A 25,183-nucleotide genomic window follows, 5' to 3' on the forward strand; every position below is an offset into this window, starting at 1 on the left:
AATGGCCAAACCCAGGCGGCAGGTCGCGCCATGGCGACCCGGTGCGCACCCGCCAAAAGACCGCTTCCAGAAATAGGCGATTGTCCTTTGCCGTGGCTCCGGCATCGCTGACCTTACCCGGAAGATGCGGCTCAAGCCGCTGCCACAAAACGTCCGACACCACAAACCGCTGCTCGTTCATTCAAACCTCCATTTTGGAAACTTGAATCAGAAGTCAGGCAAAATGTGAATCCTGAATGTCCACAGGCCCTAATAGCATTCGCTTCATTTCCAGTGCAGATTTGTGTACAAACATTCAAGAACTTGGCATTTTTATGATTTTAGAGCGGTTTGGAGCGGAAGCAAAACATGTCTGTCGCGGCCCTTCAAGTTCTCACGCCAGCAGCGGTGCCCATCAGTTCGTACAAGAACCGGCATCGGGGGTGAGGAAAGTGCGATACCAGACGTAACGGACTCTTTGTGCTGAGCCGTGGTGTCACTGGTGCATTAAAGAGTTCACCGCGTCAATTATGGCATCAGCTTAAGTGAGAATCGGAGACGCAAAGTCCGCTTCCCGTCATAAGATGACAACGCACAGAGAAGCGTTTAGAAGGCACGCTCAGGCGTTGCCTTAGCAGTTTCGCCGCCAGTACCCCAGCGCAGCGCCAACAACTGCCTAGAGCGTCGATTTGCTGGCCTAAAGGAAAAACTCTTCTATCAGGGCACACCTCCACCTACTTCTAAGCAGGTTCCAGAACATTCGTTACCATGACGCCGCCCAAGCTTTAGCCTGGGCGGCCTATCGGGTTGGAATGCCGGAGGCATCCAGCGAAATTAGGAAAACCACAGGGGCCCCGCTCAAGCGGGGATGCGCAGCATCGAGGGGATACCCTCGTTCCGTCAGAGGCAACAACACCCAGCAGTTAGCATGGGTTCACCTCCATTAGCCCCGCTCGTGCTGCTGTTGATTGACATGATTTACCCGTCGAAATATCCTATTTCGGCGGGCCGCGTATACACCCCTTGTTCCTGTATACATTTACTGACACCCTCAAAACTGAAACATTTGAAGCGCTAAAATCGACAAATTGGCGTCAAGTAATTTTTCAATTATGGTTCATTATTTTCTAAAAATGGGCCGTTATGTGGAGAACAAAGCACGTTTCCCCTTATACATTTACTGACACCCTCGAACTGAAATATTTGCTATTTTTCTGCCTCCCATTGTCAGCGAATCACCCTCTGAGTACCTTTAAACCAAGTTAGATTGCATGGGCGATTGAGCACATTCAGCCGCATGGATGCGCGAACGAACTTGGACAGAGGAACCCGCAGGGTAGAGACAGATGACACGCACGACGATTGAAGAAAAAGCATTGCGCCTGCTGAACACGTTTGAGCGTGCTGGCCGTTCAGTTGGGCGTGTCACAGTCGATGGAAAGAAGATCGAACTGGTATTGGTTAACCCCGCCACAGTGGACGAATTCGAGAGGATAGATATGCGCCATGACAAAACGTGAACTTCCCAAGCATGTCTACCGTCAACGCAACGGCCTGTACTTTCAAAGGCGCGGATGGAAATCCCAAAAATTCGTTGCCGACTTCGGCACACCAGAGTTCTGGGCCGAATACTCCGCTATTCTTTCCGGCGACCTCCCGACTTCCAAAGTCACAGCGCGTTAATTCAAGGCGCTGATCAAAAGCTACCATCGGTCAAGCAGGTACACACATCTCAAGCCGCGCACGGCACTGGACTACGACAAATATTTGCGCTTCTTCGAAGAAGTTATGGGCGATGCCAACCCAATCAACATGAAGCGCAAGGACGTGATCCGGCTGCGCGCTTCAAACGCGAACAAGCCCTACTTCGCAAATTACTCGCTGCGGGTACTTCGTGTTTTGCTGGAACACTGCGTCGACCTTGGCTGGCGTGAAACCAATCCAGCGCGAGGCGTATCGGAAATCAAGACAGTCAAGAAATCGCGGAAACCTTGGCCGCAAGAGCTTCTCGTTCAGTATCGGGCGGTCTGCCCTCTTGGTACGCGTGAACGCCTTGCAATGGAGCTATGCGTTGGCACAGGTCAGCGCATTGGCGATGTGATCGAAATGCGATGGTCCGACATTCAAGACGGTGGTTTCGCTGTCAGCCAAAACAAAACTGGCAAACAACTCTGGATTCCCATCTTGCCAGAACTGCAAGCGGCACTCGATGCGGCGAGCAAACACTCGGTCTTCATCTTGACCAATGAGCAAGGCACAAACCGCTGGTCATATCGCGGCGTTGCGCAAGCGGTGAAGAACGTCAGGCAACAGATCGGGGCACTCGAATTTGACATTCATAGCTGGCGCTACAACGCAGCCTGTGAGCTGGTCGAGGCTGGATGCAGTGACGATCTTGTAGCAGCCGTAACCGGCCAAAGCGCAGCCATGGTACAGCACTACACACGGCAAGTTCGGCAGCGCGTCCGAGCGATTCAGGCGCAGCAAATGCGAACAGAACAAAAACAGAATGTTTAGACATTTGTTTAGACTTAGTCCGCGGAACACGCGCACACTTGCACTAAGTCATTGAAATCGTTTGGAGGCGAGTACCGGAATCGAACCGGTCTAGACGGATTTGCAATCCGCTGCATAACCTACCTGCCCACTCGCCTTGTGATCCGTCACCTAAGGATGACGCCTGATAAGGTCAAGACCTTATGATAAGAGGCATCGGATCGTTCGACAAGAACAGTGCGCGCTTATCTGCGAAGTGCGTTTTCTTTCCTGCGCCATCAAGTTAATCTGCCGAATAACAGCGATCGGGTCTTCCGGTCACGCAATGGTTTGGAAGACGGTATGCCACGTTCAGTTCTCTTTGTGACAGGCACACGGGCCGATTTTGGGAAGTTGGAGCCGTTGGCGATTGCCACCCGGGATGCCGGTTTTGACGTTTCTTTCTTTACGACCGGAATGCATATGCTGGAACGCTACGGGCTGACCAAACTCGAGGTGCATCGCACACCCGGGGTGCAAGTGCATGAGTTTCTCAATCAGCGTCCGGGTGATCCGCAGGATATGGTTCTGGCCAAGACCGTCATCGGGTTTTCGGACTTCGTCAAGGAATACGCACCGGATCTTGTTGTGATTCACGGGGATCGTGTCGAAGCGCTGGCCTGTGCATTGGTCTGCGCCACCAATTATGTCCGCTGCGCCCATGTCGAAGGCGGCGAGGTTTCGGGCACGATCGATGAGATCTACCGCCACTGCAACAGTAAACTGGCCAGCCATCACTTCGTATCGTCCGACGATGCCGCGCGTCGTGTCATGGCATTGGGTGAGCCCGGGGCGAACATCCACGCGATTGGATCACCGGAACTGGATTTCCACGCAGGCCCTTCTGGCGTCACATTTGCGCAAGTGCAGGAACGCTATGATCTGCCCTTTGATGATTACGGCATCTGTGTCTTTCATCCTGTGACCTCGGAGGCGGACACGATGGGTACGCAGGCAGATGCACTTTTCGGCGCGCTTGACGGATCGGGGCGCAATTTCGTTGTCATTGCACCCAACAACGATCCCGGTTCAGAGGCGATCTTTGAAGTACTCGCCGGGCTGCCGGAAGGCAGGTTCAGGGTGTTGCCGTCCATGCGTTTTTCCCATTTCTCGGAGTTGATGAGGAACGCCAGCGCCATGATCGGCAACTCTTCCGCCGGTGTCCGGGAAGCGCCTTTCATTGGCCTGCCGTCCCTTGATATCGGCACGCGTCAGACCAATCGCGCGAAATCGCCATCGGTCTTTTTCGCGGATGCCACGGACACCGACACAATCGCCAGCTTTCTGCAGCACGAATGGGGCAAGGCCCATCCGCCTCATGATGCCTTTGGCGGCGGCAGTGCGGCGAAACGGTTTGTTGCCGTGCTGAACGCCCCGGCGTTCTGGGACGCCTCGCTCCAAAAGACCTTCCATGACATCCCCGGCTGACATGCATCGCGGACTGGCATTGCGTGGCTATTTGGCCGTGACCCATCTTATCCCACTTGTCGCAAAGCCCATCCTGAAACGGCGGCTCGGGCGCGGAAAAGAGCACCCTGCCCGCTGGCAGGAAAAGCAGGGGCTGGGTCTGGCACCACGCCCTGAAGGTCCGCTGATCTGGCTCCATGCTGTTGGCTTGGGTGAGGCTCTTTCGGTCCGTGGCCTGATCGACCGCCTTGCGAAGGCCCGACCGGATTTCTCGTTTCTCGTCACCTCGACGACCGCTGTTTCCGCCGAAGTCTTTGCCAGAAATGCGCCGGCCCGTACGTTGCATCAGTTTCTGCCGCTGGATGCAGCGTCCTACCGCAGGCGGTTCCTTGATCACTTTGAACCGGATATGTGTGTTTGGGTCGAACAGGATCTCTGGCCGGGATTGGTCAGTGATCTGTCGGCACGCGGTACTCCGCAATGTCTGGTGGCAGCGAGGATGAACGCAAAATCACACCGGTCACATAAAAAGGCAGGCACGCTCTATCGTGATCTTTACAAAGCGATGGCGCTGACAACGGCACAAGATGATGCAACAGCGCGGCATCTGCAGTCTTTGGGGGCAACGGCAAAAGTGACAGGGTCACTCAAACCTGCTGCTCCGCTTTTGATCTGTGATGAAACCGAGCTTGAAACGTTGCGCGCGCGGTTGGCCGACCGTTCCATTTGGGCGGTCGCTCCGGCTCATCCCGAAGACATCGCGCAGGCCCGCGCAGCACATCGCAAAATGTGCGATCTGGATCAATCGGCGCTTTTGATCATCGTGCCGCGTTTTCCCAAGGCCGACATGGTATTTGACGGCCCCCGAAGGTCCAAAGGAGAGGTTCCCGGCCCGCATGATCCGATCTGGTTCTGCGACACGTTTGGTGACATGGGGCTGATTTATCGTTTGGCGCAGGCCGCTTTGATCGGGGGGACGTTTTCGGATATCGAAGGGCACAATCCATGGGAGGCTGCCGCATTGGGTTGCGCCATTCTCCATGGCCCGCGCACAGCCAATTTTGCCGCCGACTATGCGCAGCTTGATGCGGCAGGCGGCGCGATACGTGTTCAGACCCCAGACGATATCGTAAATGCGCTTGTGTCCGGGACCTTGCCTCGGACGGCTGCGCACGCGGCACAGACTATCGCAGCCGCAGCCAGACAGACAGACGCCTTGGCCTCAGAACTGCTCCAACTCTATGAGGTCGGGAATGGGCGCTAGTTTCCCGCCCCGCAAACTTCGGCTGGCGTTATGCGTCTACAGCCTGCTTTGGTGGGTCTTGCTTCCTGTCATAATGCTTTATCTGAAGCGTCGGGGCCGCAAAGACCCGCTTTACGCGCAAAAGCTGTCAGAACGGTTTGGCCGGTATCGGCGTGACGTCAGCAACCCGGTGTGGGTCCATGCCGTATCTCTTGGTGAGATGCGTTCTGCCACTCCGCTGATCCGCGCGTTGCTCGCACAGGGCGAAACAATCCTGACGACCCATTTCACACCTGCCGGAAGGCGCGAAGCGGAGCGCGAGTTTGCAGAGGAAATCGCCGCAGGCAAGGTTCAGACTGTCTGGGTGCCGTTCGAATATGGTTTTACCTACCGCCGGTTTCTCAAACATTTTGCGCCCAAATACGGGCTGGTGATGGAAATCGAAATCTGGCCGCGCATGATCATGGCGTGCCGCAAGCAGGGTACGCCACTGTTCATGTGCAATGCGCAGTACCCGCTCAAAAGTTTTGAGAAGGACCAAAAGGGCCTTGGCCTGAGGGCCGCTCTTGTAGCGGGTTTTGCCGGTGGATTTGTGAAATCGGAAGGGCAGAAGAGCCGGTTTTCAGCCGTTGGCATGCGCAATATCCACGTCACGGGAGAGTTGCGCTTTGATCAGCCGATCCCGCAACATCACCTCAAGGCAGCAGCGGCATGCCGCAATGCGCTGTCCAAGGGGCGGCCCAGCTTTACCCTGACCAGTGTCGTGGAAGGCGAAGACGCGCTTTATATCGACATGATCCGCCAGACCGATGGTGTATTATTCACATACGTACCGCGTGCGCCGGAACGGTTTGATGAGGTGGCGCAGATGCTCGAGACCGCAGGGCTGCGGTATGCGCGCAGATCGGATTTGCTGGATGATGACCTTGGACTGAACAAGCCCGCGCCTGATATTGACGTCCTTTTGGGTGATAGCTTGGGCGAGATGTATTTCTATCTGGGCCTGTGCGACCGTGCCATCGTGGGCGGAGGTTTCGTTCCCAAAGGCGCCCACAACGTGATCGAACCTCTGGCGCTGAAAAAGCCGGTCGTTGTCGGCCCCCATATCTGGACGATCGAATACCCCGCGACAGAGGCGATCGCCGCCGGTGTCTGCCAGCTTGTTCCCGATGAGGCCGCACTGCGGGCCGAAGTGCGGGCACCGACACCTGTGACCGACACGCAGATCACGTCGTTCTATGACAGCCATGCAGGCGGCGTTGCGCGGACTCTCGCGGCTATTCCAAACGCTCTTGGGCGCTAGCCGCCAATGTCCTCGGGGCCGACTGCTGTTGCCTTGATAATCGCATAGACCTTCTGGCCAACCGCCAGTTCCATCCGCAATGCACTACGCCGTGTCACGCGTGCAAGCAGATGGTCATCCCCGGCTTTCAAACCGACCGCAACACCCGGCCCGCGCCCTTGTTCAACCTGTGTGATTATCGCAGGAAGGATATTCAACGCGCTCAAGCCTCTTGGTGCTTGTTTGGCAAGGATCACATCCTGTGCGGGAATCCGGATACGCACGGTTTGCCCCAACGCCCCCAGATCTCCGGGCAGAACGAGACGCCCACCGGAAAAGGCCAGTTCGGTCAACCCGTCATCCAGCAAACGCCCCGCAACCTTTGTCGTGATCACGGCACCTGCAGCACGCACACCGACCAGAGACACCGTTTCGGGCTGAGACAGGACTTTTCCAACCGGACCGGAGGCCGTTACGCGCCCGTCCTCGATGACGACCAAGGTCGTGGCCAAACGCGCGACTTCCGACACATCATGGCTGACATACAGCATCGGGACTTCCACTTGATCCCGCAGGCGTTCGATGAACGGTAGAATTTCGGCCTTGCGCGGCGCGTCCAGTGCCGCAAGCGGCTCATCCATCAACAAAAGCTGCGGATCATACATAAGCGCCCGCCCCAAAGCGACACGCTGGCGTTCGCCACCCGATAATGCGCCGGGCATACGGTCCAACAGATGAGACAGGCCAAGGACATCAATGACCCGTTCCGCATCATGGGTTCCGCCATAGCTCAGGTTGCGCATGACGGTCATATGCGGGAACAGGCGGGCATCTTGAAAAACACATCCGATGCGCCGCTTCTGTGGTGTCAGATGCGTTTTGGCGGTGCTGTCGAAAAGCACGGTATCGCCAACCGCAATCCGGCCTGCGTCAGGCCGCAAAAGGCCGGCGACGGCTTTGACGACCGACGTCTTGCCTGATCCCGACCGCCCGAAAATCGCAGTCACGCCCTTGGGTGCTATGAACTGGACATCAAGTTGGAAATCGCCCAGTCGTTTTTGGATGTCGACGCTGATCATTTGCCACTCAGCCTGTTTGACATTCGGCGGGCAAGCCACTCGGAAACCAAAAGCGCACCCATGGCGAGTATCACCGAAACAACGGCGAGGCCCAGCACCGCAGGTTCGCCGCCGGGGACCTGAAGCAGCCCATAAATCGCCGTCGAAATCGTTTGCGTCTGGCCGGGAATGGCCGCGACAAAGGTAATCGTCGCCCCAAATTCGCCCAGCGCCTTGGCAAAGCCCAAGATTGCCCCTGCCAGAATGCCCGGGATCACCAAAGGCAGTGTCACCGTCCACCAGATCCGCCAGCGCGACGCACCGAGGGTCGCTGCGGCATCCTCCAACCCCGGATCGACCCCCTCGAACCCGAGGCGGATGGCCCGTACCATGAGCGGAAACGCCATGATCGCTGCGGCCAGCGCGGCACCTGTCCAGCGGAAGGCAAAAGTGATGCCGAAGATATCATAGAGAATGCTGCCGATTGGTCCTTGCTGTCCGAACAACACCAAAAGCAGGTAACCCGTGACAACAGGCGGTAAAACCAGCGGCAAATGCACCAGACCATTCAGCAACAGTCGCCCGGGAAAGGATTTGCGCGCAAGCACATAGGCAATACAGATCGCAACAGGCAACGACGCGACGGTCGCCACCAATGCCACCCGCAGCGTCAACCAGATCGCGGTCCATTCCTGTGGGCCAAGTGCGTCGATCATCGCAAAGCGCCATGGGGCGGCAAAAAGCCGGACTCTGCAAGAATGGCTTGTCCATCAGGACTGAGAAGATACGCCAGTACCGACTGCGCATCATCGTTGGCCTTATTGGTCAGAGCGCCAAGATATATGATTGGCGGATGGCTCTCGACGGGAAAAGCGGCGACTTCAACGACCGCATCGCTTACCCTCGTATCGGTACGGTAGACGATGCCCAGCTGCGTCTGGCCACGTGCAACTTTTGTCAGCGCAGCACGCACATTGTCGACCTCTGCCAGTCGGTCTTTGGTCGCATCCCAAAGGCCCAGCGATTGCAGTGCAGCCTTGGCATAGATGCCAGCGGGGACAGCCTCTGTCAGCCCGACAGCCAGTCGCCCGTCGCCAAGTCTTTCAAGCAGCGCATCTGCCTCCAAAGCGACGCGGCCTGTGCCTTGCCGACCAATCAAAACGAGCCGGTTGCTGGCAAAATCGACGACTGTGTCCCGCTGCACATGCCCGCCGTCGACAAGCACATCCATCCAGTCCGCATTGGCAAGCAGCACGATGTCGGCAGGCGCGCCAAAGCTGACCTGACGCGCCATTGTGCCACTTCCGCCATAAGACACTACCACATCATCGAATTGGGCCGCGATCCGATCAAGGGGGCCTTTCAGACTGGCCGCCGCAAAAATCAAGACTTCGGCCCGTGCGGACGGGGCTATCAGCATGAGGATCAGACCAAACAGAAGTGCGCGTAAATTCATGCGGCGACTATCGGGGCGTTTTGAAAGCCTTGCAAGGGTCAGGATCAAGCCGCGCGACGAGCCGCCAAATGCCGGACATCGCTGCGTATACTGTCACGAATTGGCCCTTCACGGGGGGCATCACGCAAGGTCGTGATCCAGTGTGGCTCGGGGTGGTGCTGGCGCAGGGGGCCGGCCCATGTCAGCGCGCCCAGAACCGCCTGCGCCGATGGTGGCAGAGCATCCGGGATGGCATGGCCATTCAGCGTGGCCCAAACCCCTGTCCAAAGCCTGCCGACCGACCACGGGTTATATCCGCCCCCGCCCAGCACAAGATAGCGCGGAGCAAGTGGCATGAGCGCCGCCACAACCGCCCAATGCGCGTTGTTCGACAGGGTCAGCCGCGATTGCGGGTCTTCGGTCACTGCATCCGCACCGCATTGCAGGACAATGGCATCGGGTCTGAAATCAGCGACCAATGGCAGGATCAACGTGTCACAGATCAATGCCATCTCGGTATCGTTCAATCCGGCTGCGACCGGCAGGTTAAAGACCTGACCCTTGCCTTCGTCACCGAGTTGTCCGGTGCGGGGCCACCGGTTTGCCTCATGAATTGAAATCTGAAGCGTGTCGGGATCATCCGCAAAGGCATATTCGACCCCGTCAGGGTGATGTGCGTCAATATCGATATAGGCGATCCGCGCGGCACCATTGCGGCGCAGGGACTGGATCGCCAGAACCGGATCATTGAGGTAACAAAAGCCATTCGCCCTGTCGGGCAGCCCATGATGTGTGCCGCCTGCCGGAGAATAGATCACCCCACCCTGCTTGAGCAGTTCTCCTGCCAAGAGCGACGCACCCGCTGCCGTGGCCGGACGACGGTACATTTCCTTGAACACGGGGTTGGACGGTGTGCCAAGGCCATGCCGCTGGCGCACATCCTGCGTGACCGCCTGTGCTGCCTCTGCCGCTTGCAGGGCCGCAAGATATGCCGGTGTGTGATAGCCGGTCAGCGCCGAAGGCTTGGCGCGTGGACTGGTGATGAACTGCGCAGGCGGCAACCAACCCAAGCTGCGGGCAAGGTCCATGACAGTCGAAATCCGCGGCACGCGCAAAGGGTGCCACGCCCCATAGCTGGAGTGGCGATAAATCTCAGACCCGATAAATCGTGGTGGCGGGGTTGCGTGTTGATAGGTTGCCTGCATATCGTCTCCCATGCGGGCGGATGTAATGCTTTTTGCGGCGGAGAACATGGCGAAAAAAGTCGCAAGACAGCTTCCCTTGAGATTGCGGACCGGCCGCAAGACGGATGTGCGCGCGCAGTTCGCCGCACTTTGCTGGCGCGTCAAGAACGACAAGGTGCAAGTGTGCCTGGTCACCAGCCGGACCCACAAGCGCTGGATCATCCCCAAAGGCTGGCCGATGCACAAGCAGACCCCGGCGAGTACGGCCGCCACCGAAGCCTATGAAGAGGCCGGAGTGAGCGGCGAAGCCGTCGATTTCTGCCTCGGCGTCTATAGCTATAACAAGCCCCAAAAGGTCGGAAATGCGCCCATCATCACCATGGTCTACCCGGTCCACATCACCCATGTGCACAGCAAATGGCCCGAGGAAAAAGAACGGCGGCGCAAATGGATGTCACCGGCGAAAGCAGCAGAAAAGCTGACAGAGCCGGAGTTGAAACGCATCGTTGCCAGCTTCAAACCTCATAAGATCGTCCGCTAACCAGTGCTTGCAGCAGCCATCAAAAGACCTATTTATCAGAGAGACATAACTGACAGGCAGCGATGATCCGTTTTCACCTCAAATGCGACCAGAACCACGTGTTCGAAAGCTGGTTCCAGTCGGGCGATGCCTTTGACAAGCTTGTCGCAGCAGGCATGGTGAATTGCACCGCTTGCGGATCGGCCAAAGTCAGCAAATCGATCATGGCCCCGGCGGTCAGCACGTCCTCCGGGATTACCGCGCCAAAACCCAGCGAAAGCGCGATCGCCGCGTTGCGTGAAAAGGTCGAATCACACTCCGATTACGTCGGCAAGGGTTTCGCCAAAGAGGCCCGTGACATGCATGACGGCATAGTCCCCGAACGCCCAATCTATGGCGAGGCAAACCTCAAGGACGCAAGGAAACTGCTTAATGACGGCATCCCCGTCATCCCCCTGCCCTTCATGCCGCGCAAGAAAACCAACTGATCCAACCAAAGGAAAATACCTATGACCATTCTGATCACAGGGGCCAATCGCGGGATCGGTCAGGCGCTGGCAGAGCTTTATCAGGATCGCGGTGAAACAGTCATCGGCACGCACCGCGCGCCGGATGCCGGACATCTGCGTGAACTGGATGTGACTGACCCGTCCTCTCATGCAGCCCTTGCAGAACGCCTTGGCGACACCTCGCTTGAATTACTGGTTTGTAATGCGGGGGTCAATCTCGATCAGGGTCAGGCGCTTGATGACGGCTACCCTCCTGCAATGTGGGAAGACTGCTTTGCCGCCAACGTCACCGGTGTTTTCCTGACCATTCAATCATTTCTCCCCCACCTGCGGCGCAGCGACGCCCCCAAGATCGCAATTATCGGCTCGCAGCTAGGCTCTCAAACCATCGCCTCTGGTGGAGGGTACATCTATTGCGCCAGTAAAGCTGCGGTTCTCAATCTGGGGCGCAACCTTGCGGTCGATCTTGCGCCAGAGGGCTTTGCCGTAGGTGTCTATCATCCCGGTTGGGTCCGCACCGACATGGGTGGCGATCGCGCAGATATTTCGATGCAGGAAAGTGCGCAGGGGCTTGCTGCCCGATTTACAGCCCTCAACCCCGAAACAACGGGTTGTTTCGAAACATGGGACGGACAGGCACACGCTTACTAACCGATTGCCCTTGGCGGCAACGGGCATTAAAGGAACGCTGATTGTAAGTACGTTTCGAAAGACAGCCCATGCCAACGCTCGTGATGAAATTTGGCGGCACCTCCGTCGCCAATCTGGATCGGATTGCGCGTGCGGCCAAGCGTGTCGCCGTTGAGGTCGCAAACGGATACGACGTGATCGTGATCGTGTCGGCCATGTCGGGCAAGACGAATGAACTGGTGGGCTGGGTAGACGAGACCTCGCCGTTTTATGACGCGCGCGAATATGATGCGATCGTGTCGTCGGGTGAAAACGTGACAGCTGGGCTGATGGCGCTGCGCTTGCAGGAAATGGATATTCCCGCGCGCAGCTGGCAAGGGTGGCAAGTGCCGGTCAAGACGACCTCGACCCATTCAAGCGCGCGGATCGAGGACATTCCGACCGACAACATCAATGCCAAGTTTGGCGAAGGCATGAAGGTCGCTGTGGTCGCCGGTTTCCAGGGGCTCAGCCCCGAAGGACGCATCACGACGCTGGGGCGCGGTGGGTCCGACACGACAGCGGTGGCCTTTGCCGCAGCTTTTGATGCTGAACGTTGCGATATCTACACCGACGTCGACGGGGTCTACACGACCGACCCACGCATCACCAACAAGGCCCGCAAGCTCGACAGGATCGCATTCGAGGAAATGCTCGAACTCGCGTCGCTCGGTGCCAAGGTTCTGCAAACCCGCTCGGTCGAACTTGCCATGCGGTACAAAGTGCGCCTGCGGGTGTTATCATCATTCGAAGAACCATCGGACAGCGCCGGAACGCTGGTCTGCGATGAGGAGGAAATCATGGAATCAAACGTCGTGGCCGGTGTGGCCTATTCGCGTGACGAAGCAAAAATGACCCTGATTTCGGTCGCCGACCGCCCCGGCATCGCGGCGGCAATCTTTGGTCCGCTATCGGAAGCCGGCGTCAACGTCGATATGATCGTGCAGAATATCTCAGAGGAAGGGCGCACAGACATGACGTTCTCTTGCCCTGTCGATCAGGTGAAGCGCGCGGAGAAAGCGATGCAGGTCGCCAAGGACAGCGGTGAGATCAACTATCACGATCTGGTGGCCGATGAAGGCGTCGCCAAAGTCAGCGTCGTGGGCATCGGGATGCGCAGCCACACCGGTGTTGCGGCCAAGATGTTCCGTGTCCTTTCTGCTGAAGGTGTAAACATTAAGGTGATCACAACCTCCGAGATCAAGATTTCCGTGCTAATCGATAGAAAATACATGGAACTTGCCGTGCAAGCCCTGCATGATGCTTTCGAATTGGAAAAAGCAGGCTGACCCGTAACGTCGGTCACCTGCAAAGGCGGGAGATCCATGCCACATCGGCTCGAATCTGAAAGTCGCAAGCTGCTAGGGCGGCTGCGCGAAGCACTCGCTGCTGACAATGAAGGTCAGGCGCGACTGGACGCGGTTGTTGAACTTATCGCGGATTCGATGGGCACGGAAGTCTGCTCGATCTATTTGTTCCGCGATACCGAAACGCTGGAGCTCTGTGCCACCAAAGGCTTGGAGATCGAAGCAGTCCACCAGACGCGGATGCGTCTGGGTGAAGGCCTTGTCGGGCGTACCGCCAAGAGCCGCACAGTGATCAATGCCGCTGATGCGCCTTCATCCAAAGGGTTCCGCTATATGCCCGAAACCGGAGAAGAGCGGTTTTCCTCTTTCTGCGGTATCCCTATCCAGCGCCTTGGCGACGTCTTGGGTGTTCTGGTTGTTCAGTCCAAAGCCGCACGCGAATATACACCTGACGAAGTTTACGCGCTTGAAATCGTGGCGATGGTCATCGCAGAGATGACGGAACTTGGCGCATTTGTCGGCGAGGGGGCGGCCCTGTCGGCACGCCACCAGCAACCGGTCATGCTGCGTGGATCGGTGGCGCAGGAAGGTGCGACAGAGGGTCGGGTTTACCTGCACGAACCGCGCGTCGTGGTCACAAACCCGATCTCGGACGATCCTGAGACCGAAACTGCCCGGCTGCATGAAGCAATCGAGCAATTACGCGCAGGTGTCGACGACATGCTGACAGGTGCCAACGCGGCGGACGGCGACCAGAAGCAAATGCTTGAAGCGTACCGGATGTTCGCCAACTCAAGCAGCTGGCTCAAGCGGATGCAGGAGGACGTCCAAAGCGGCCTTTCGGCAGAGGCCGCGGTTGAAAAAGAACAGTCGCTGGCACGTGCGCGCATGTCCAAGGCGACCGATCCCTACTTGCGTGAACGGTTGCACGACCTTGATGATCTGTCCAATAAACTGCTGCGGATTCTGACCGGCCAAGGGGCTGATGCGCGTGCGGATATGCCCGACAATCCGATCCTTGTCGCCCGCAACATCGGACCGGGCGAATTGCTGGAATACGGCAAGAAGATAAAAGGCATCGTGCTGGAAGAAGGCTCTGTCGGGAGCCATGCAACGATTGTGGCCCGCGCGTGGGCGATCCCGCTGATCATCAACGCCAAGGGCATCACACGCGAAGCACTGAATGGCGATCCGATCCTTGTAGACGGCGAACAGGGCATCGCACACCTGCGCCCCGACGAGATCGTGCACGCAGCCTTTCGCGACAAGATCGCGATGCAGGCGCGCGCGCAGGAACGCTATGCGTCGATCCGTGATCTGCCTGCACAAACCAAATGCGGCAACTTGATTTCATTGCAGATGAACGCAGGGTTGATCGCTGACTTGCCGTCATTGGAAGGCTCCGGCGCGGAAGGCGTTGGCCTGTTCCGCACCGAACTGCAGTTTCTGATCCGCAACCAGATGCCACGGCGTGCTGAACTTTCTGCGTTATATTCGCGCGTCCTGAACGCGGCTGGCGGCAAACGCGTGGCCTTTCGGACGCTGGATATCGGGTCTGACAAGGTGTTGACCTATATGAAGCCGAACGATGAACCCAACCCTGCGATGGGCTGGCGTGCAATCCGGGTGGGTCTAGATAAACCGGGCGTGTTGCGGATGCAGTTGCAAGCGCTCTTGCGGGCCGCAAACGGGCAACCGTTGTCTGTGATGTTTCCCTTTGTCGCCCAGATCAGTGAATTCCGGGCGGCCCGTGCCGAAATGGACAAGGCGATCGCGCGCGAAACCAAGCTGGGGCATGCCTTGCCTTCGAAGCTGGAAGTGGGTGCCATGCTGGAAACGCCATCACTGGCCTATGCACCGGATGCCTTCTTTGAGGAGGTCGATTTCATCTCGATCGGCGGCAATGACCTCAAACAGTTCTTTTTCGCCGCAGACCGCGAAAATGAGCGTGTACGCAAGCGCTATGACACGCTGGACTGCAGTTTCCTGTCATTCATCAGCTATGTGATCAAACGGTGCGAGGACAGCGGCACGCCCTTGTCCTTCTGCGGCGAAGATGCGGGCCGCCCTGTCGAGGCGCTTTGCCTTGCAGCCCTTGGCCTGCGGTCGCTGTCGATGCGCCCGGCCTCTGTCGGGCCGGTCAAGCATCTGTTGCGGCGCGTTGACCTAAACGAGGTGCGCAAGATCATGGATGACGCCATCGCCAACGGCGATCAATCGGTGCGCCGCGCTGTCGCCGACTGGCTGGTCTATCAGGTCTGAGGCAACTTGCCCGAGGCAAGAACCGCATGGAAATGGTCGGTCACGGCCTGATCACCGTAGACCCGCGCCAGCCGCCGCAATCCGAAATGCACGTGCGCCATCGAAACGTAGTAATCGATGAAGGCGTAATTCGTCCCTGCCCCGGCAGCCGCACCGAGAATCGGCACGGCCTGAGTAGCCAGCTTTTGCGAAAGCACGGCGGCGAATCTGGGGGCAACCTTGCTGATCAACCCGTTCACGGCAGCACCGGAAATGCTGAGCCGCGCACCGATAAAGGCCGTGTTGACGCCGTCATCATCCGCACCCGGCCCACCGGCGCCGAACACCGCCAGACACTCCAACTTGGTTTCTTCGGCGTCCGGGTCCTCGCCGTGTTCAACCGCAACATGATGCACCGCGCGAAAGATAACGGTGGTCGCGACCGGCAGTTCCGCCAAGGCGGTGGGCAAACCGCCAAAACCGCCCAACGCGCCGGACAGCGTACCCAGTAACCGATGCACGCGATCCGAGCCGATGGATTGCCCCCGTCCCGTGCGCGACTTGCTTGCGACATCAAAGCTTTGGCGCAACGCGACGCGGGCCAGATCGTCTATCTGGCTGCGCGTCTGGGCTGGCAATAGCTTCAGGCCGTCTTCAACTTGCCCGCCCACGAAATTAACCGCCTTCATCAGCACGCCATTGGCCTTGCGCTGACGCTCTGCCAGTGCGGCAATCTCGGCTTTTGCCGCATCGGACAAAGGCGTTGGCGGTTTGGCAGGATTGATCTCTTTCATAGCGGTGCTCTGGTCATCCATGCTTGTCGAAATGGGTATCGCACCGACCGAATTCAATCGCGGACAGATGTAACCGTGCCGCTGATACCATCCCATGCACCTTCGACAAGCGCCAAACCCAATACACGATCAGGGTTTGTTGGGGGCGGCATGGTCACCCCGTGCAGACGTTCAAAACCAAATCGTTGATAGTAGGGCGCATCCCCGACCAGCATGAGCCGCGCCCAGCCAAGATCACGCGCATCGCTCAGACATCGCTGCATCAACAGCGCGGCGACACCTTCGCCCTGCCGGGTCGGATGCACGGCAATCGGACCAAGCAGGACTGTTTTCTTTCCACCAACAAGAACAGGCCAATTGCGCACCGCCCCCGCCAATATGCCATCGCTGTCCCGCGCGGTCAGGCAAAGCGGCCCGATCGGATCAACGCCCTCGCGCAAGCGATAGGACGACAGCGCAGACCGCCCCGGCGCAAAGCAAAGGTCGTAAAGCGCCTCGACCTCCCACCAATCCTCGGGGGTTTCCGTGGCCAATGTCAGTGCGGTCTGCTGCATGTCTCTTTCGTCTGGCCAAGGGCATTGCTGCAAGCTAACCCTTGGATACCCAAACGAAAAGGCACTGCGATGTTCTATCAGCCCGAAAACGGCCACGGCCTACCCCATAATCCGTTCAATGCGATCGTCACACCGCGCCCCATCGGTTGGATTTCGACACGCGGAATGGACGGGTTGGACAACCTCGCGCCCTATTCGTTCTTCAATGCCGTCGCCTATGTGCCACCACAGGTCATGTTTGCCTCGACCAGTGCCAAGCCTGATCGCGAAGGCACCAAGGATTCGGTTGCCAACATCCGCGACACGGGCGTCTTTGCCGTCAATGTCGTGGAATACGCCGCGCGTGACATCATGAACAAGACCTCCGGCTCATGGGACCGCGATACCGATGAGTTCGCGCTGGCTGGCGTGGAAAAGGCACAGTGTGAAACGATCGATTGCCCACGCGTGGCCAACGCGCCAGCAACGCTGGAATGCAAGCTGACGCAGATCATCCAACTGCCCGGTGAGGCGAATTTCGCAGTATTTGGCGAAGTCACAGGTGTGCATATGCGTGATGATTGTCTGGTGGATGGCATGTTCGACGTGACCACATTCAACCCGCTCACCCGCTTGGGCTATCGCGACTATTCCGTCGTACGAGAGGTGTTCAGCCTGCAACGCCCCGACGACTAGGCACTTTGTTCCTTTTGCACAGCGTTCGAGGGTTCCATTCGGCGGCGATCCGTTTCAATGTGCGCGCGGGGATTGCGACAAGGCGGACCATGCAGACGAAAATCGGAATTATCGGCGGCTCTGGCATCTACAACATGGAGGGGCTGGAAAATCCCGCTTGGGTTTCTGTCGAAAGCCCGTGGGGCACACCCTCTGATGCCATTCTGACCGGACGACTGCGCGGTGTTGAAATGGCCTTTCTGCCGCGCCACGGGCGCGGTCATGTCCATTCGCCGACAACGGTGCCTTACCGCGCCAATATCGATGCGCTCAAACGCATTGGCGTGACCGACGTCATCAGCGTCAGCGCCTGCGGGTCTTTCCGTGAGCAAATGGCACCGGGCGATTTTGTGATTGTCGACCAGTTTATCGACCGCACCTTTGCCCGCGAAAAATCATTTTTCGGGACCGGCTGCGTGGCCCATGTCAGCGTAGCGCACCCCACCTGCGAGCGGCTCTCTGATGCCTGCGCAACAGCCGGACGCGATGCAGGGATCAACATCCACAGGGGCGGGACATACCTTGCGATGGAAGGGCCGCAGTTTTCCTGCATGGCCGAAAGCAAGCTCTACCGCGACTGGGGATGCGATGTCATCGGCATGACCAATATGCCCGAGGCCAAACTCGCCCGCGAGGCAGAGATTTGCTACGCTTCTGTCGCCATGGTCACCGATTACGACAGTTGGCACCCCAACCACGGTGCTGTCGATGTCAGCGACGTGATCAAGACGCTGCAGGGCAACGGAACAAAGGCGCAAGACCTTGTCAGCCGCCTGCCCGCATTGCTGGGCCCAGATCGTGCACCCTGCCCCCATGGGTGCGACCGCGCGTTGGAATATGCCGTGATGACTGCCCCGGACAAACGTGACCCTGCACTGGTCGCAAAACTTGACGCCATCGCCGGTCGTGTTCTCTAGAAAGCCACCCCTATGAAAACTGTCCAAGACTACATCCGCACAATCCCCGATTTTCCGCACGAAGGGATCATGTTTCGTGATGTGACTACGCTTTTCAGTGATGCACGCGGGTTTCGCATGGCCATCGACCAGTTGTTGCACCCCTATGCGGGGCAACCGATTGACAAGGTTGTCGGGCTTGAAGCGCGCGGGTTTATCCTTGGCGGTGCGATTGCACACCAGTTATCATTGGGGTTTGTGCCTATCCGCAAGAAGGGCAAATTGCCCGGCAAGACGATCGAACAGGATTACGTGCTTGAATACGGCACAGCCACGATCGAGGTGCATGACGATGCACTGCAACCCGGCGAAAAAGTCCTACTGGTTGATGATCTGCTTGCCACCGGCGGTACCGCAGAGGCCGGTATCAAGCTGATCGAACGCATGGGGGCAGAGGTCGTGGGCTGCGCCTTTATCATTGATCTGCCGGATATTGGCGGGCGCAAGCGGCTTGAGGCTTTGGGCATGGATGTCCATGCGCTTTGCCATTTTGCGGGCGAATAAGGCTATTCTGACCCGCTCCACGTTCAACTGAACTTTGCCCAAGACAGCCCTTACGCTTGGCGCAGCACTGCTCCGGGGTTCATTATCCCCAAGGGATCCAGCGCGGACTTGATCGCCCGCAGCATCGCCAGCTTGGCCGGATCGCCGTAGGTTTCAAGGTCTTTCACCTTAAGACGGCCGATCCCGTGTTCCGCACTGACCGAGCCCTCCATGCTGTGCACCAGATCATGTACGACCCGCTTCACTTCGGGGCGCTCTGCCTCATAGTCCGCACGGTTGCGCCCCGGCATCGGAAAGACGTTGTAGTGCAGGTTACCGTCACCCAGATGTCCGAAACAATTGATGCGAAACGCACCCACTTCGGCCAAAGCTTGCTTGCCGCGGTCAATGAACGCGGGGATCGCGCTCAGCGGGAGCGAGATATCATGCGAGCTGACCGATCCGATCCGCCGGTTCGCTTCGGGAATACTTTCGCGGATGTGCCAAAAGGCATCGCGCTGCGCTACGTTTTGTGCAATGGCACCATCCGCCACCAAACCAGCTTCGAATGCGCTGGCAAAAAGGCCCTCCAATGCGTCCTCGGGGCTTAGTCCTGCGGGAAGACCCACGTCGATCAGCACCGACCATTCAGGGATTTCATCAAACGGTTGTTTGATGTCCGGCCCGACCTGAGACAGAAAATCAAAGCCTTGCCGGTGCATGATTTCAAAGGCAGAGATACCTTCGCCAATCTGCGCGCCTGCCATGGCCAGCAATTCAAGCGCCGCCGCCGGTGACGTGACCGCCATCATCGCGACACCCACCCCAACAGGGCGCGGCACGAGTTTCACAGCCGCGCCGGTGATGACCCCAAGCGTCCCTTCTGCACCGATCATCAGGTTGCGCAGATCATAGCCGGTGTTGTCCTTGCGCAGCCGCGTCAGACCGTGCCAGACCGTCCCATCCGGGCGGACGACTTCGAGCCCCAGACAAAGCGCGCGCGCATTGCCATAGCGCAATACGTTGACCCCGCCTGCGTTGGTCGCAAGCAACCCGCCAATACGCGCGGACCCTTCGGACGCAAGCGAAAGCGGGAAAAGCCGACCAATGTCTTCCGCCGCTTTCTGCACATCCGCAAGGATCACGCCGGCATCGCAGACCAGCACATTTTCCATTGGGTAGACGTCACGAATGCGGTTCATGCGTTCCAAAGACAGCACCACCGGCACAGGCCCTTCTTGCTGAATTTGCCCTCCGACCAGTCCCGTCCCACCGCTGTAGGGGACAATGCCGATACGCCCGTCAGCACAAGCACGCACGACTGCGGCGACTTCATCGGTTGATCCCGGCGCAACGACAAGGCCCTGCCCTGCCCAGCGCCCGCGCGGTTCGGACAGGTAGGGTGCGCTGTCATCCTTGAAGGCCGCCGCTGGCAGCAACCCGCGGAGCGTTTTTTCAAAGTCTGGTGTGACCGGGTTGAGCATGTCGGTTCCTCTGGCAGTTGCTTTGGTACATGGCCCAAATTGCGCCGCAGTCCAACCGGGATTTACCGTGCGAGCGCGGCACCTGTCGCCAGAGCGCCCAGTTTGGCATAGGCAATTTCTGGATCGACGGCCCCGAAACCTGCGAATGTTCCAAAACCGCAGTCCGATCCGGCGATCACACGGTCTGCACCCACGATATCGACGAAACGACCGATCCGTTCGGCCACCAGTTCGGGATGCTCCACAAAGTTGGTTGTCGTATCGACCACTCCGGGGACCAACACCTTGTTATCAGGGATATCTTTGGCGCGATCGCGAAACACGGACCATTCGTGGCCATGGCGCGGGTTCGAGGTTTCAAACAGCACGTATTGCGATTTCGTCGCCATCAACGTGTCGAACATCTTGGACATTGGAATGTCGCAGACATGTGGGCCTTCATAGTTTCCCCAGCAGATATGCACGCGGACTTTTTCAGCCGGGACGTCGGACAAAGCGTGGTTCAATGCGTCAACGTGACTTGCGGCGATCTTGAGAAATTCATCATCCGACAAATCGTTAAACAACATATGACGCGACAGTGCGAGGTCGGGGCAATCAAGTTGCAGATCAAGGCCCGAGGCCACGATCGTTTCATATTCCGCCTTCATTGCATCGGCCAGAGCCGCCAGATAGGCCTCGCGGTTCTTGTAGTAATCATTCTGCAAAAACAAAGAGATAACACCGGGAGAGGCTGCATTCATAAACCCGCGTTCGGCGCCCTGTGCAGCCATGGCCGCTTTCAGGTTGGCGATGTCCTTTTCCAGCTCGCCCTGTCCTTTTGATCGTACTTCGCCGACGCACATCGGGCGCGCGTATTTGGGCGTGCCACCGTCATCGGCCAAGCGTTTGAGAAAGCTCGGGAATTGCTTGAGGTCGGCGGGCGCGTTGCGCGGACTGTCGCCATCGAAACCGGTGTAGCGGTCCTTGACGTATGTGGCATAGCTGATCTTGGATGTCTCGCCATCGCTGACGATATCGATGCCTGCATCCACTTGTTTTCGCACGGTTTCCGAGACGGCTGCTGTCATTGCCGCATCAAAAACGTCAGTATCATAGGCCTTGCCGTGTTCGCGGGCGAAGATGAAATCGACGACCTCTTGGGTGCGGGGCAGTGACCCTACATGGGTTGTTAAGACTTTCGACATGGCTTCATCCTCATTCGTATTTCTTGCGTACAGAACCTGTACAGATGTTGTACGTACAGTTTGCATTACAGCGGCCGTTAACCTTTCCACGTGGCTCCGGCGGGATCGCCGGTGGCGACCACATGATAGAGACTTGCTTCGCCGGCCATCGACGGCACGGCACTATGGGCAAGGTTTTCGGGAACCGACATGGTGTCACCCGGCGCGAGCGTGGCCGCCCCACCATCCCACGTGACCCGCCAATGCCCGCGCATCGGCATCAGGACGGACGGGTACGGATGGCTGTGTCTGGCCTCGGTCGCGCAGGCGCGGGTGATGAAATCAATCTCGAACCCCGGTTTGTCGCGCAACACACCATGTTCACCCACGACACGCGCGGGCGTCTTGTCGGCCAATGCGTAAAGATCCCAATAGCGTGCGACATGGTTGGGCAATACGTCTGCGGTGGACGGCTCTGGCCTTTTCGCCAGCTCTTCGTCTGACATCAGCGGCATGGGGGCCACACCGTCAGGCAGTTTCTGCTGGCGCCCGGTGTCGTAAAGCTTGCCGTCCTCGCCCAGTACCAGCCCGTGATCTGCCGCATCCTCGATCACCTGCGGTGCCCACATCACACCGCCACCTGCATTGTCACCGCCAAGCACGGCCATGATCATACCGTAGTCCGTGCCGATGTTTTCGAACCCGCGAAAGATGCCCGTGGGGATATTGAAGATATCACCCTCTTCCAGCACGACTTCGCCTGCGTCGCCCCAGCGTCCCCAGAAGAACCGCCAGCGGCCCTTGAGGACAAAAAACACTTCGGCTGTATGGTGATCATGCAGCGAGTTGCGACACTTGGGTGGCTGGCCCGCAGCCCCGATGTTGAAACCATGCGGGATGCCGATGTGGACGTGCTGATCGGGGCTTTCCGATACGCCGCCGCCTATGATCGTGAAGTTTTCCTTTTGGTCGGAACCGGGTGTGTGCGCATCGATGAACGCGGTCTTGCACGGTTGCAGGTCGCCATAGCGGACGATGCGGTGTTCCATCTCGGCGGGTGTCATATCGGGTATTCCTTATTTGGGAGGCCGGATCAGGCCTGCATGAGGATCTGCTTCCAGATCGCGACTTCATCGTAGAGCGCATATTCGCGGCGCAGCCCGACACCACCCGGACCATATGGCCCGAACTCGGCGTGGCACATGCCCATCACATGCACATCCGCGCCGGTGGGTTCACCAAAACTGCCCCAGCCGTCATGCTTGCCGTCCAGCGACCAGCGGATCGCGGCGCGGGGTGAAAGCATGTCAGCGTCCATGCCGATCCGGTGGTGGATCTTGAAGTCCGCGTGGGGGAAGGACGACCGCAAGCCAACCCAGAATTCCAGAATGCCGTCCCAGCCGACGGCCCGTTTCGCGCCTGCATATTCGCCGATGCAGGCCCGGTCATAGCTGTCGCGGATATGCCTGAAATCATGGTTCATGATGCGCGTCAGCGTATCGGCATAACGCTGGCCCCAAGCGTTGTCGTTGCCGGTGCCGTGATAGCCGCCGTCGACATCCATTGCCGGTGTGAAGGGCTTGCTCGCGGTTCCCGCACCGCCTTCGCGTAGGATCAGTTCGGCGGCATAATCGCGCGGGTCACGTCCGAGCTGGCGGACAATCCCGCCATAATCCCGCACCAGCCACTCGTCGTAGATCGTGTCTTCCTTTGCCGCACAATCGGCGATGACATAGGCCTGCCAGTGCTTGCCGGAGGCCGGGCCGAATTGCCCGTCGCGGGTGTGGGTCGCCCTGGTCAGTAGCCGGTGGGACGACAGATAGCCGGTATTTTCGTCACCCGACCAGATCACGTCCTCGCCCAGCAATTCACGGTCTGGGAATTCGTTGATTGTGGCCATCGTCGCGGCGATGACCCCTTGGTTTCCCTTTTGGATGCCCATGGGAGAGCGCACGGGGATGTCATCTGCATAGTAGTGATTGAGGGTACCGACACCGCGGTCTTCCCAGATTTCCTTGGTGATCCCGATGATATAGTCGGGGAAATCTTTCCAGCGGTCGGAAAAACCCTTCATGTTTTTGGTCCTTTGGTGGTCCCGCGTGCGATCAGCGGGCTGTCTATTTCAATGAGTTGCGCCGGCAGGGTCGGATCGTCGATCCGGCTGATGAGCGCCTCGATCGTGGCCTCGACCATGCGGTTCACAGGTTGGCGCATGGTCGTGAGGTTATAGGCGAGCCATGCCGCCAGCGGGACATCATCATAGCCGACGATGGCGACGTCCTGCGGGACACGCAGCCCCATTTCGTAGCGTAGCGTATCGAGTACGGCGAAGGCCATGTGATCGTTGCCAACAAAGATCGCATCCGGCGGCGTGGCGCTGTCCATCATGGTCTGGGCTGCAGCAGCCGCTGTTTCGCGGTCGTACATGCCGTCGATGATTTGCGGAGTGATGCCGTGCCGGGCCAGTACTTCGCAGAATCCCGCCTGCCGGTCGCGCCCCGTGGAGGACCCGGCCCAGCCGCTGATATGCCCGATGGTCTTGTGCCCGCAAGACAGCAGGAATTCCGCCACCGCCCGCCCGCCTTTGACATTGGCGGAGGTGACGGAAGAAATCGCCTCGCCCTCTTGTCCGCGGTTGAACATGACCACAGGAATACCGGCAGCAGCACAGCGGCGCGTCAGGTCGTTGGTCATGCCGACCGAGGCGGTAATGATTCCATCGACTTGGTGATCGAGCAGTTCCTGCATCACTTCTTCAGCGGCGCCCTGACTGTTGGAGGCGGTGAAGACGAGGATGTGATAGCCCCTTTTCTGCAAGGCATTGGACATCAGCTGCAGGGCCAGCGGGTAGAATTGGTTATCAAGATAGGCGACGACCAGCCCGATGATCCGGCTTTTGCCAGTGATCATCGCGCGTGCCATCATATTGGGCCGGTAACCCAGTTCGGCGGCGGCCTTGCGCACTTTTTCCACCGTTTTGGCGCTGGCCGATGCGCCGGGCGTAAACACCCGACTGACCGCCGATTGACTGACGCCTGCGCGTTCCGCGACCTGAAGCGAGGTAATCTTGTCCATCAGTCTGCCGTCCAACCCCCATCAATCAGCATATGCGTACCGGTCATCAACGCCGATGCGTCCGAGGCAAGATAGACGACCGGCCCCATCATGTCGGTGACTTCGCCCACACGACCCAGTTTGATCTTGTCCATGATCCACGCCACCCGGTCGGGATTGCTGAAGGTCTGTTCGGTCAGGGCCGTGCGGATAAAGGTGGGGCAGATCGTGTTCACGCGGATGCCCTGCTTGCCCCATTCGATCGCCATGGCTTTGGTAAAGCCCTCGACGGCAAATTTGGTGCCACAGTAGAGCGCCCGGTCGATCCCGCCAACGTGCGCCATCTGGCTTGTGATGTTGATCAGGCTGCCGGTTTTACCTGCGACGAGCAGGCACTTGGCAACCGCCCGCGTAAGGAAGTAGGCCCCTTTGAAATTGACATCCGAGACGGCGTCGAAGTCCGCTTCTTCTGTTTCGATGGCCGGGGAATGGATCGCCAGTCCCGCAGAGTTGACCAGCACGTCGAAGGGCCCGTGTTTGGCGATAGCGTCCTCTGTCAATCGGAAGAGCGAATCCCGTAGCCATGTCCACCGGCCGAGTAGATATGTG

Annotated in this window: 27 protein-coding genes and 1 tRNA gene; 14 read left to right on the forward strand and 14 right to left on the reverse strand. The window is 58.4% G+C overall.

Annotated elements, in window-relative coordinates:
• Positions 1-181 (reverse strand): transposase (locus R6T97_RS05950; RefSeq protein WP_410348377.1); only part of this gene is annotated, 181 nt, incomplete at its 3' end.
• 1,144 nt (positions 182-1,325) lie between these two features.
• Here R6T97_RS05950 and R6T97_RS05955 point away from each other — a divergent pair.
• The 3 genes from R6T97_RS05955 (at position 1,326) to R6T97_RS05965 (ending at position 2,496) form a co-directional block, all read left to right on the forward strand.
• The gene (locus R6T97_RS05955; protein ID WP_410348378.1) at positions 1,326-1,499 is read left to right on the forward strand and encodes a hypothetical protein; all 174 of its coding nucleotides are present in this window, start codon (positions 1,326-1,328) and stop codon (positions 1,497-1,499) included.
• Positions 1,486-1,662 (forward strand): hypothetical protein, encoded by a 177-nt coding sequence (locus R6T97_RS05960; RefSeq protein WP_410348379.1) that lies wholly within the window; start codon positions 1,486-1,488, stop codon positions 1,660-1,662. The genes R6T97_RS05955 and R6T97_RS05960 overlap by 14 nt, the downstream gene beginning before the upstream one ends.
• An 84-nt stretch (positions 1,663-1,746) precedes the next feature.
• Positions 1,747-2,496: a tyrosine-type recombinase/integrase gene (locus tag R6T97_RS05965; protein WP_410348380.1), complete on the forward strand. Its 750-nt coding sequence runs from the start codon at positions 1,747-1,749 to the stop codon at positions 2,494-2,496.
• A gap of 62 nt (positions 2,497-2,558) precedes the next feature.
• Here R6T97_RS05965 and R6T97_RS05970 read toward each other — a convergent pair.
• Positions 2,559-2,632 (reverse strand) — tRNA-Cys (locus R6T97_RS05970).
• A gap of 185 nt (positions 2,633-2,817) precedes the next feature.
• On the opposite strand from R6T97_RS05970, the gene neuC reads away from it, so the two are divergent.
• The 3 genes from neuC (at position 2,818) to R6T97_RS05985 (ending at position 6,467) form a co-directional block, all read left to right on the forward strand.
• A complete protein-coding gene (gene neuC, locus R6T97_RS05975) occupies positions 2,818-3,942 on the forward strand; it encodes a UDP-N-acetylglucosamine 2-epimerase (protein ID WP_410348381.1) in 1,125 nt (374 codons plus the stop codon).
• Entirely contained in the window at positions 3,926-5,185 is a 1,260-nt protein-coding gene (locus tag R6T97_RS05980) for a 3-deoxy-D-manno-octulosonic acid transferase (RefSeq protein WP_410348382.1), read from the forward strand. The genes neuC and R6T97_RS05980 overlap by 17 nt, the downstream gene beginning before the upstream one ends.
• Positions 5,186-5,258: 73 nt before the next feature.
• Positions 5,259-6,467, forward strand: coding sequence for a 3-deoxy-D-manno-octulosonic acid transferase (locus tag R6T97_RS05985; RefSeq protein WP_410348383.1), 1,209 nt, complete (start codon positions 5,259-5,261; stop codon positions 6,465-6,467).
• Here R6T97_RS05985 and modC read toward each other — a convergent pair.
• The 4 genes from modC to R6T97_RS06005 are packed head-to-tail and all read right to left on the reverse strand — an operon-like array spanning position 6,464 to position 10,144.
• On the reverse strand, positions 6,464-7,525 hold the full coding sequence (modC, locus tag R6T97_RS05990; protein ID WP_410348384.1) for a molybdenum ABC transporter ATP-binding protein: 1,062 nt from the start codon (positions 7,523-7,525) through the stop codon (positions 6,464-6,466). The genes R6T97_RS05985 and modC overlap by 4 nt on opposite strands.
• Entirely contained in the window at positions 7,522-8,220 is a 699-nt protein-coding gene (gene modB, locus R6T97_RS05995; protein ID WP_410348385.1) for a molybdate ABC transporter permease subunit, read from the reverse strand. The genes modC and modB overlap by 4 nt, the downstream gene beginning before the upstream one ends.
• Complete coding sequence (gene modA, locus R6T97_RS06000) at positions 8,217-8,960, reverse strand: molybdate ABC transporter substrate-binding protein (protein ID WP_410348386.1); 744 nt, start codon at positions 8,958-8,960, stop codon at positions 8,217-8,219. The genes modB and modA overlap by 4 nt, the downstream gene beginning before the upstream one ends.
• 44 nt (positions 8,961-9,004) lie before the next feature.
• Complete coding sequence (locus R6T97_RS06005; RefSeq protein ID WP_410348387.1) at positions 9,005-10,144, reverse strand: acetoin utilization protein AcuC; 1,140 nt, start codon at positions 10,142-10,144, stop codon at positions 9,005-9,007.
• A gap of 46 nt (positions 10,145-10,190) precedes the next feature.
• On the opposite strand from R6T97_RS06005, the gene R6T97_RS06010 reads away from it, so the two are divergent.
• From R6T97_RS06010 to ptsP, 5 genes are all read left to right on the forward strand, one after another.
• Positions 10,191-10,664, forward strand: coding sequence for an NUDIX hydrolase (locus R6T97_RS06010; protein WP_410348403.1), 474 nt, complete (start codon positions 10,191-10,193; stop codon positions 10,662-10,664).
• 62 nt (positions 10,665-10,726) lie between these two features.
• Positions 10,727-11,131: a DUF1178 family protein gene (locus R6T97_RS06015; protein WP_410348388.1), complete on the forward strand. Its 405-nt coding sequence runs from the start codon at positions 10,727-10,729 to the stop codon at positions 11,129-11,131.
• 21 nt (positions 11,132-11,152) lie between these two features.
• The gene (locus tag R6T97_RS06020; RefSeq protein WP_410348389.1) at positions 11,153-11,803 is read left to right on the forward strand and encodes an SDR family oxidoreductase; all 651 of its coding nucleotides are present in this window, start codon (positions 11,153-11,155) and stop codon (positions 11,801-11,803) included.
• A gap of 68 nt (positions 11,804-11,871) precedes the next feature.
• Complete coding sequence (locus tag R6T97_RS06025; protein ID WP_410348390.1) at positions 11,872-13,110, forward strand: aspartate kinase; 1,239 nt, start codon at positions 11,872-11,874, stop codon at positions 13,108-13,110.
• A gap of 36 nt (positions 13,111-13,146) precedes the next feature.
• Entirely contained in the window at positions 13,147-15,390 is a 2,244-nt protein-coding gene (ptsP, locus tag R6T97_RS06030) for a phosphoenolpyruvate--protein phosphotransferase (protein ID WP_410348391.1), read from the forward strand.
• Here the strand turns inward: ptsP and R6T97_RS06035 are convergent.
• Together R6T97_RS06035 and R6T97_RS06040 are read right to left on the reverse strand one after the other, a co-directional pair.
• Positions 15,381-16,163, reverse strand: coding sequence for an EcsC family protein (locus R6T97_RS06035; protein WP_410348392.1), 783 nt, complete (start codon positions 16,161-16,163; stop codon positions 15,381-15,383). The genes ptsP and R6T97_RS06035 overlap by 10 nt on opposite strands.
• Before the next feature lie 53 nt (positions 16,164-16,216).
• Complete coding sequence (locus tag R6T97_RS06040; RefSeq protein ID WP_410348393.1) at positions 16,217-16,717, reverse strand: GNAT family N-acetyltransferase; 501 nt, start codon at positions 16,715-16,717, stop codon at positions 16,217-16,219.
• Positions 16,718-16,786: 69 nt separating this feature from the next.
• Here R6T97_RS06040 and R6T97_RS06045 point away from each other — a divergent pair, with 69 nt between their 5' ends.
• From R6T97_RS06045 to R6T97_RS06055, 3 genes are all read left to right on the forward strand, one after another.
• Positions 16,787-17,392, forward strand: coding sequence for a flavin reductase family protein (locus R6T97_RS06045; RefSeq protein ID WP_410348394.1), 606 nt, complete (start codon positions 16,787-16,789; stop codon positions 17,390-17,392).
• Between the two features lie 89 nt (positions 17,393-17,481).
• Positions 17,482-18,348 (forward strand): S-methyl-5'-thioadenosine phosphorylase, encoded by an 867-nt coding sequence (locus R6T97_RS06050; RefSeq protein ID WP_410348395.1) that lies wholly within the window; start codon positions 17,482-17,484, stop codon positions 18,346-18,348.
• 12 nt (positions 18,349-18,360) lie between these two features.
• Positions 18,361-18,891, forward strand: coding sequence for an adenine phosphoribosyltransferase (locus tag R6T97_RS06055; RefSeq protein ID WP_410348396.1), 531 nt, complete (start codon positions 18,361-18,363; stop codon positions 18,889-18,891).
• A gap of 50 nt (positions 18,892-18,941) precedes the next feature.
• On the opposite strand, the gene R6T97_RS06060 is transcribed toward R6T97_RS06055, so the two are convergent.
• The 6 genes from R6T97_RS06060 to R6T97_RS06085 form a co-directional block, all read right to left on the reverse strand.
• Positions 18,942-20,354 carry an FAD-binding oxidoreductase gene (locus tag R6T97_RS06060; RefSeq protein WP_410348397.1) on the reverse strand — a complete coding sequence of 471 codons (1,413 nt, stop codon included), beginning with the start codon at positions 20,352-20,354 and terminating at the stop codon, positions 18,942-18,944.
• Positions 20,355-20,416: 62 nt separating this feature from the next.
• Positions 20,417-21,541 (reverse strand): cobalamin-independent methionine synthase II family protein, encoded by a 1,125-nt coding sequence (locus tag R6T97_RS06065; RefSeq protein WP_410348398.1) that lies wholly within the window; start codon positions 21,539-21,541, stop codon positions 20,417-20,419.
• 77 nt (positions 21,542-21,618) lie between these two features.
• Positions 21,619-22,584, reverse strand: coding sequence for a cupin domain-containing protein (locus tag R6T97_RS06070; RefSeq protein WP_410348399.1), 966 nt, complete (start codon positions 22,582-22,584; stop codon positions 21,619-21,621).
• A 29-nt stretch (positions 22,585-22,613) separates the two neighbouring features.
• Positions 22,614-23,594 carry a nuclear transport factor 2 family protein gene (locus R6T97_RS06075; protein WP_410348400.1) on the reverse strand — a complete coding sequence of 327 codons (981 nt, stop codon included), beginning with the start codon at positions 23,592-23,594 and terminating at the stop codon, positions 22,614-22,616.
• The gene (locus tag R6T97_RS06080; protein WP_410348401.1) at positions 23,591-24,595 is read right to left on the reverse strand and encodes a LacI family DNA-binding transcriptional regulator; all 1,005 of its coding nucleotides are present in this window, start codon (positions 24,593-24,595) and stop codon (positions 23,591-23,593) included. The genes R6T97_RS06075 and R6T97_RS06080 overlap by 4 nt, the downstream gene beginning before the upstream one ends.
• Positions 24,595-25,183: SDR family NAD(P)-dependent oxidoreductase (locus R6T97_RS06085; protein WP_410348402.1), on the reverse strand; the 589-nt coding region annotated here is incomplete at its 5' end. The genes R6T97_RS06080 and R6T97_RS06085, both read right to left, overlap by 1 nt.

This window comes from Yoonia sp. (genome assembly GCF_046498525.1).
Lineage (GTDB): Bacteria > Pseudomonadota > Alphaproteobacteria > Rhodobacterales > Rhodobacteraceae > Yoonia.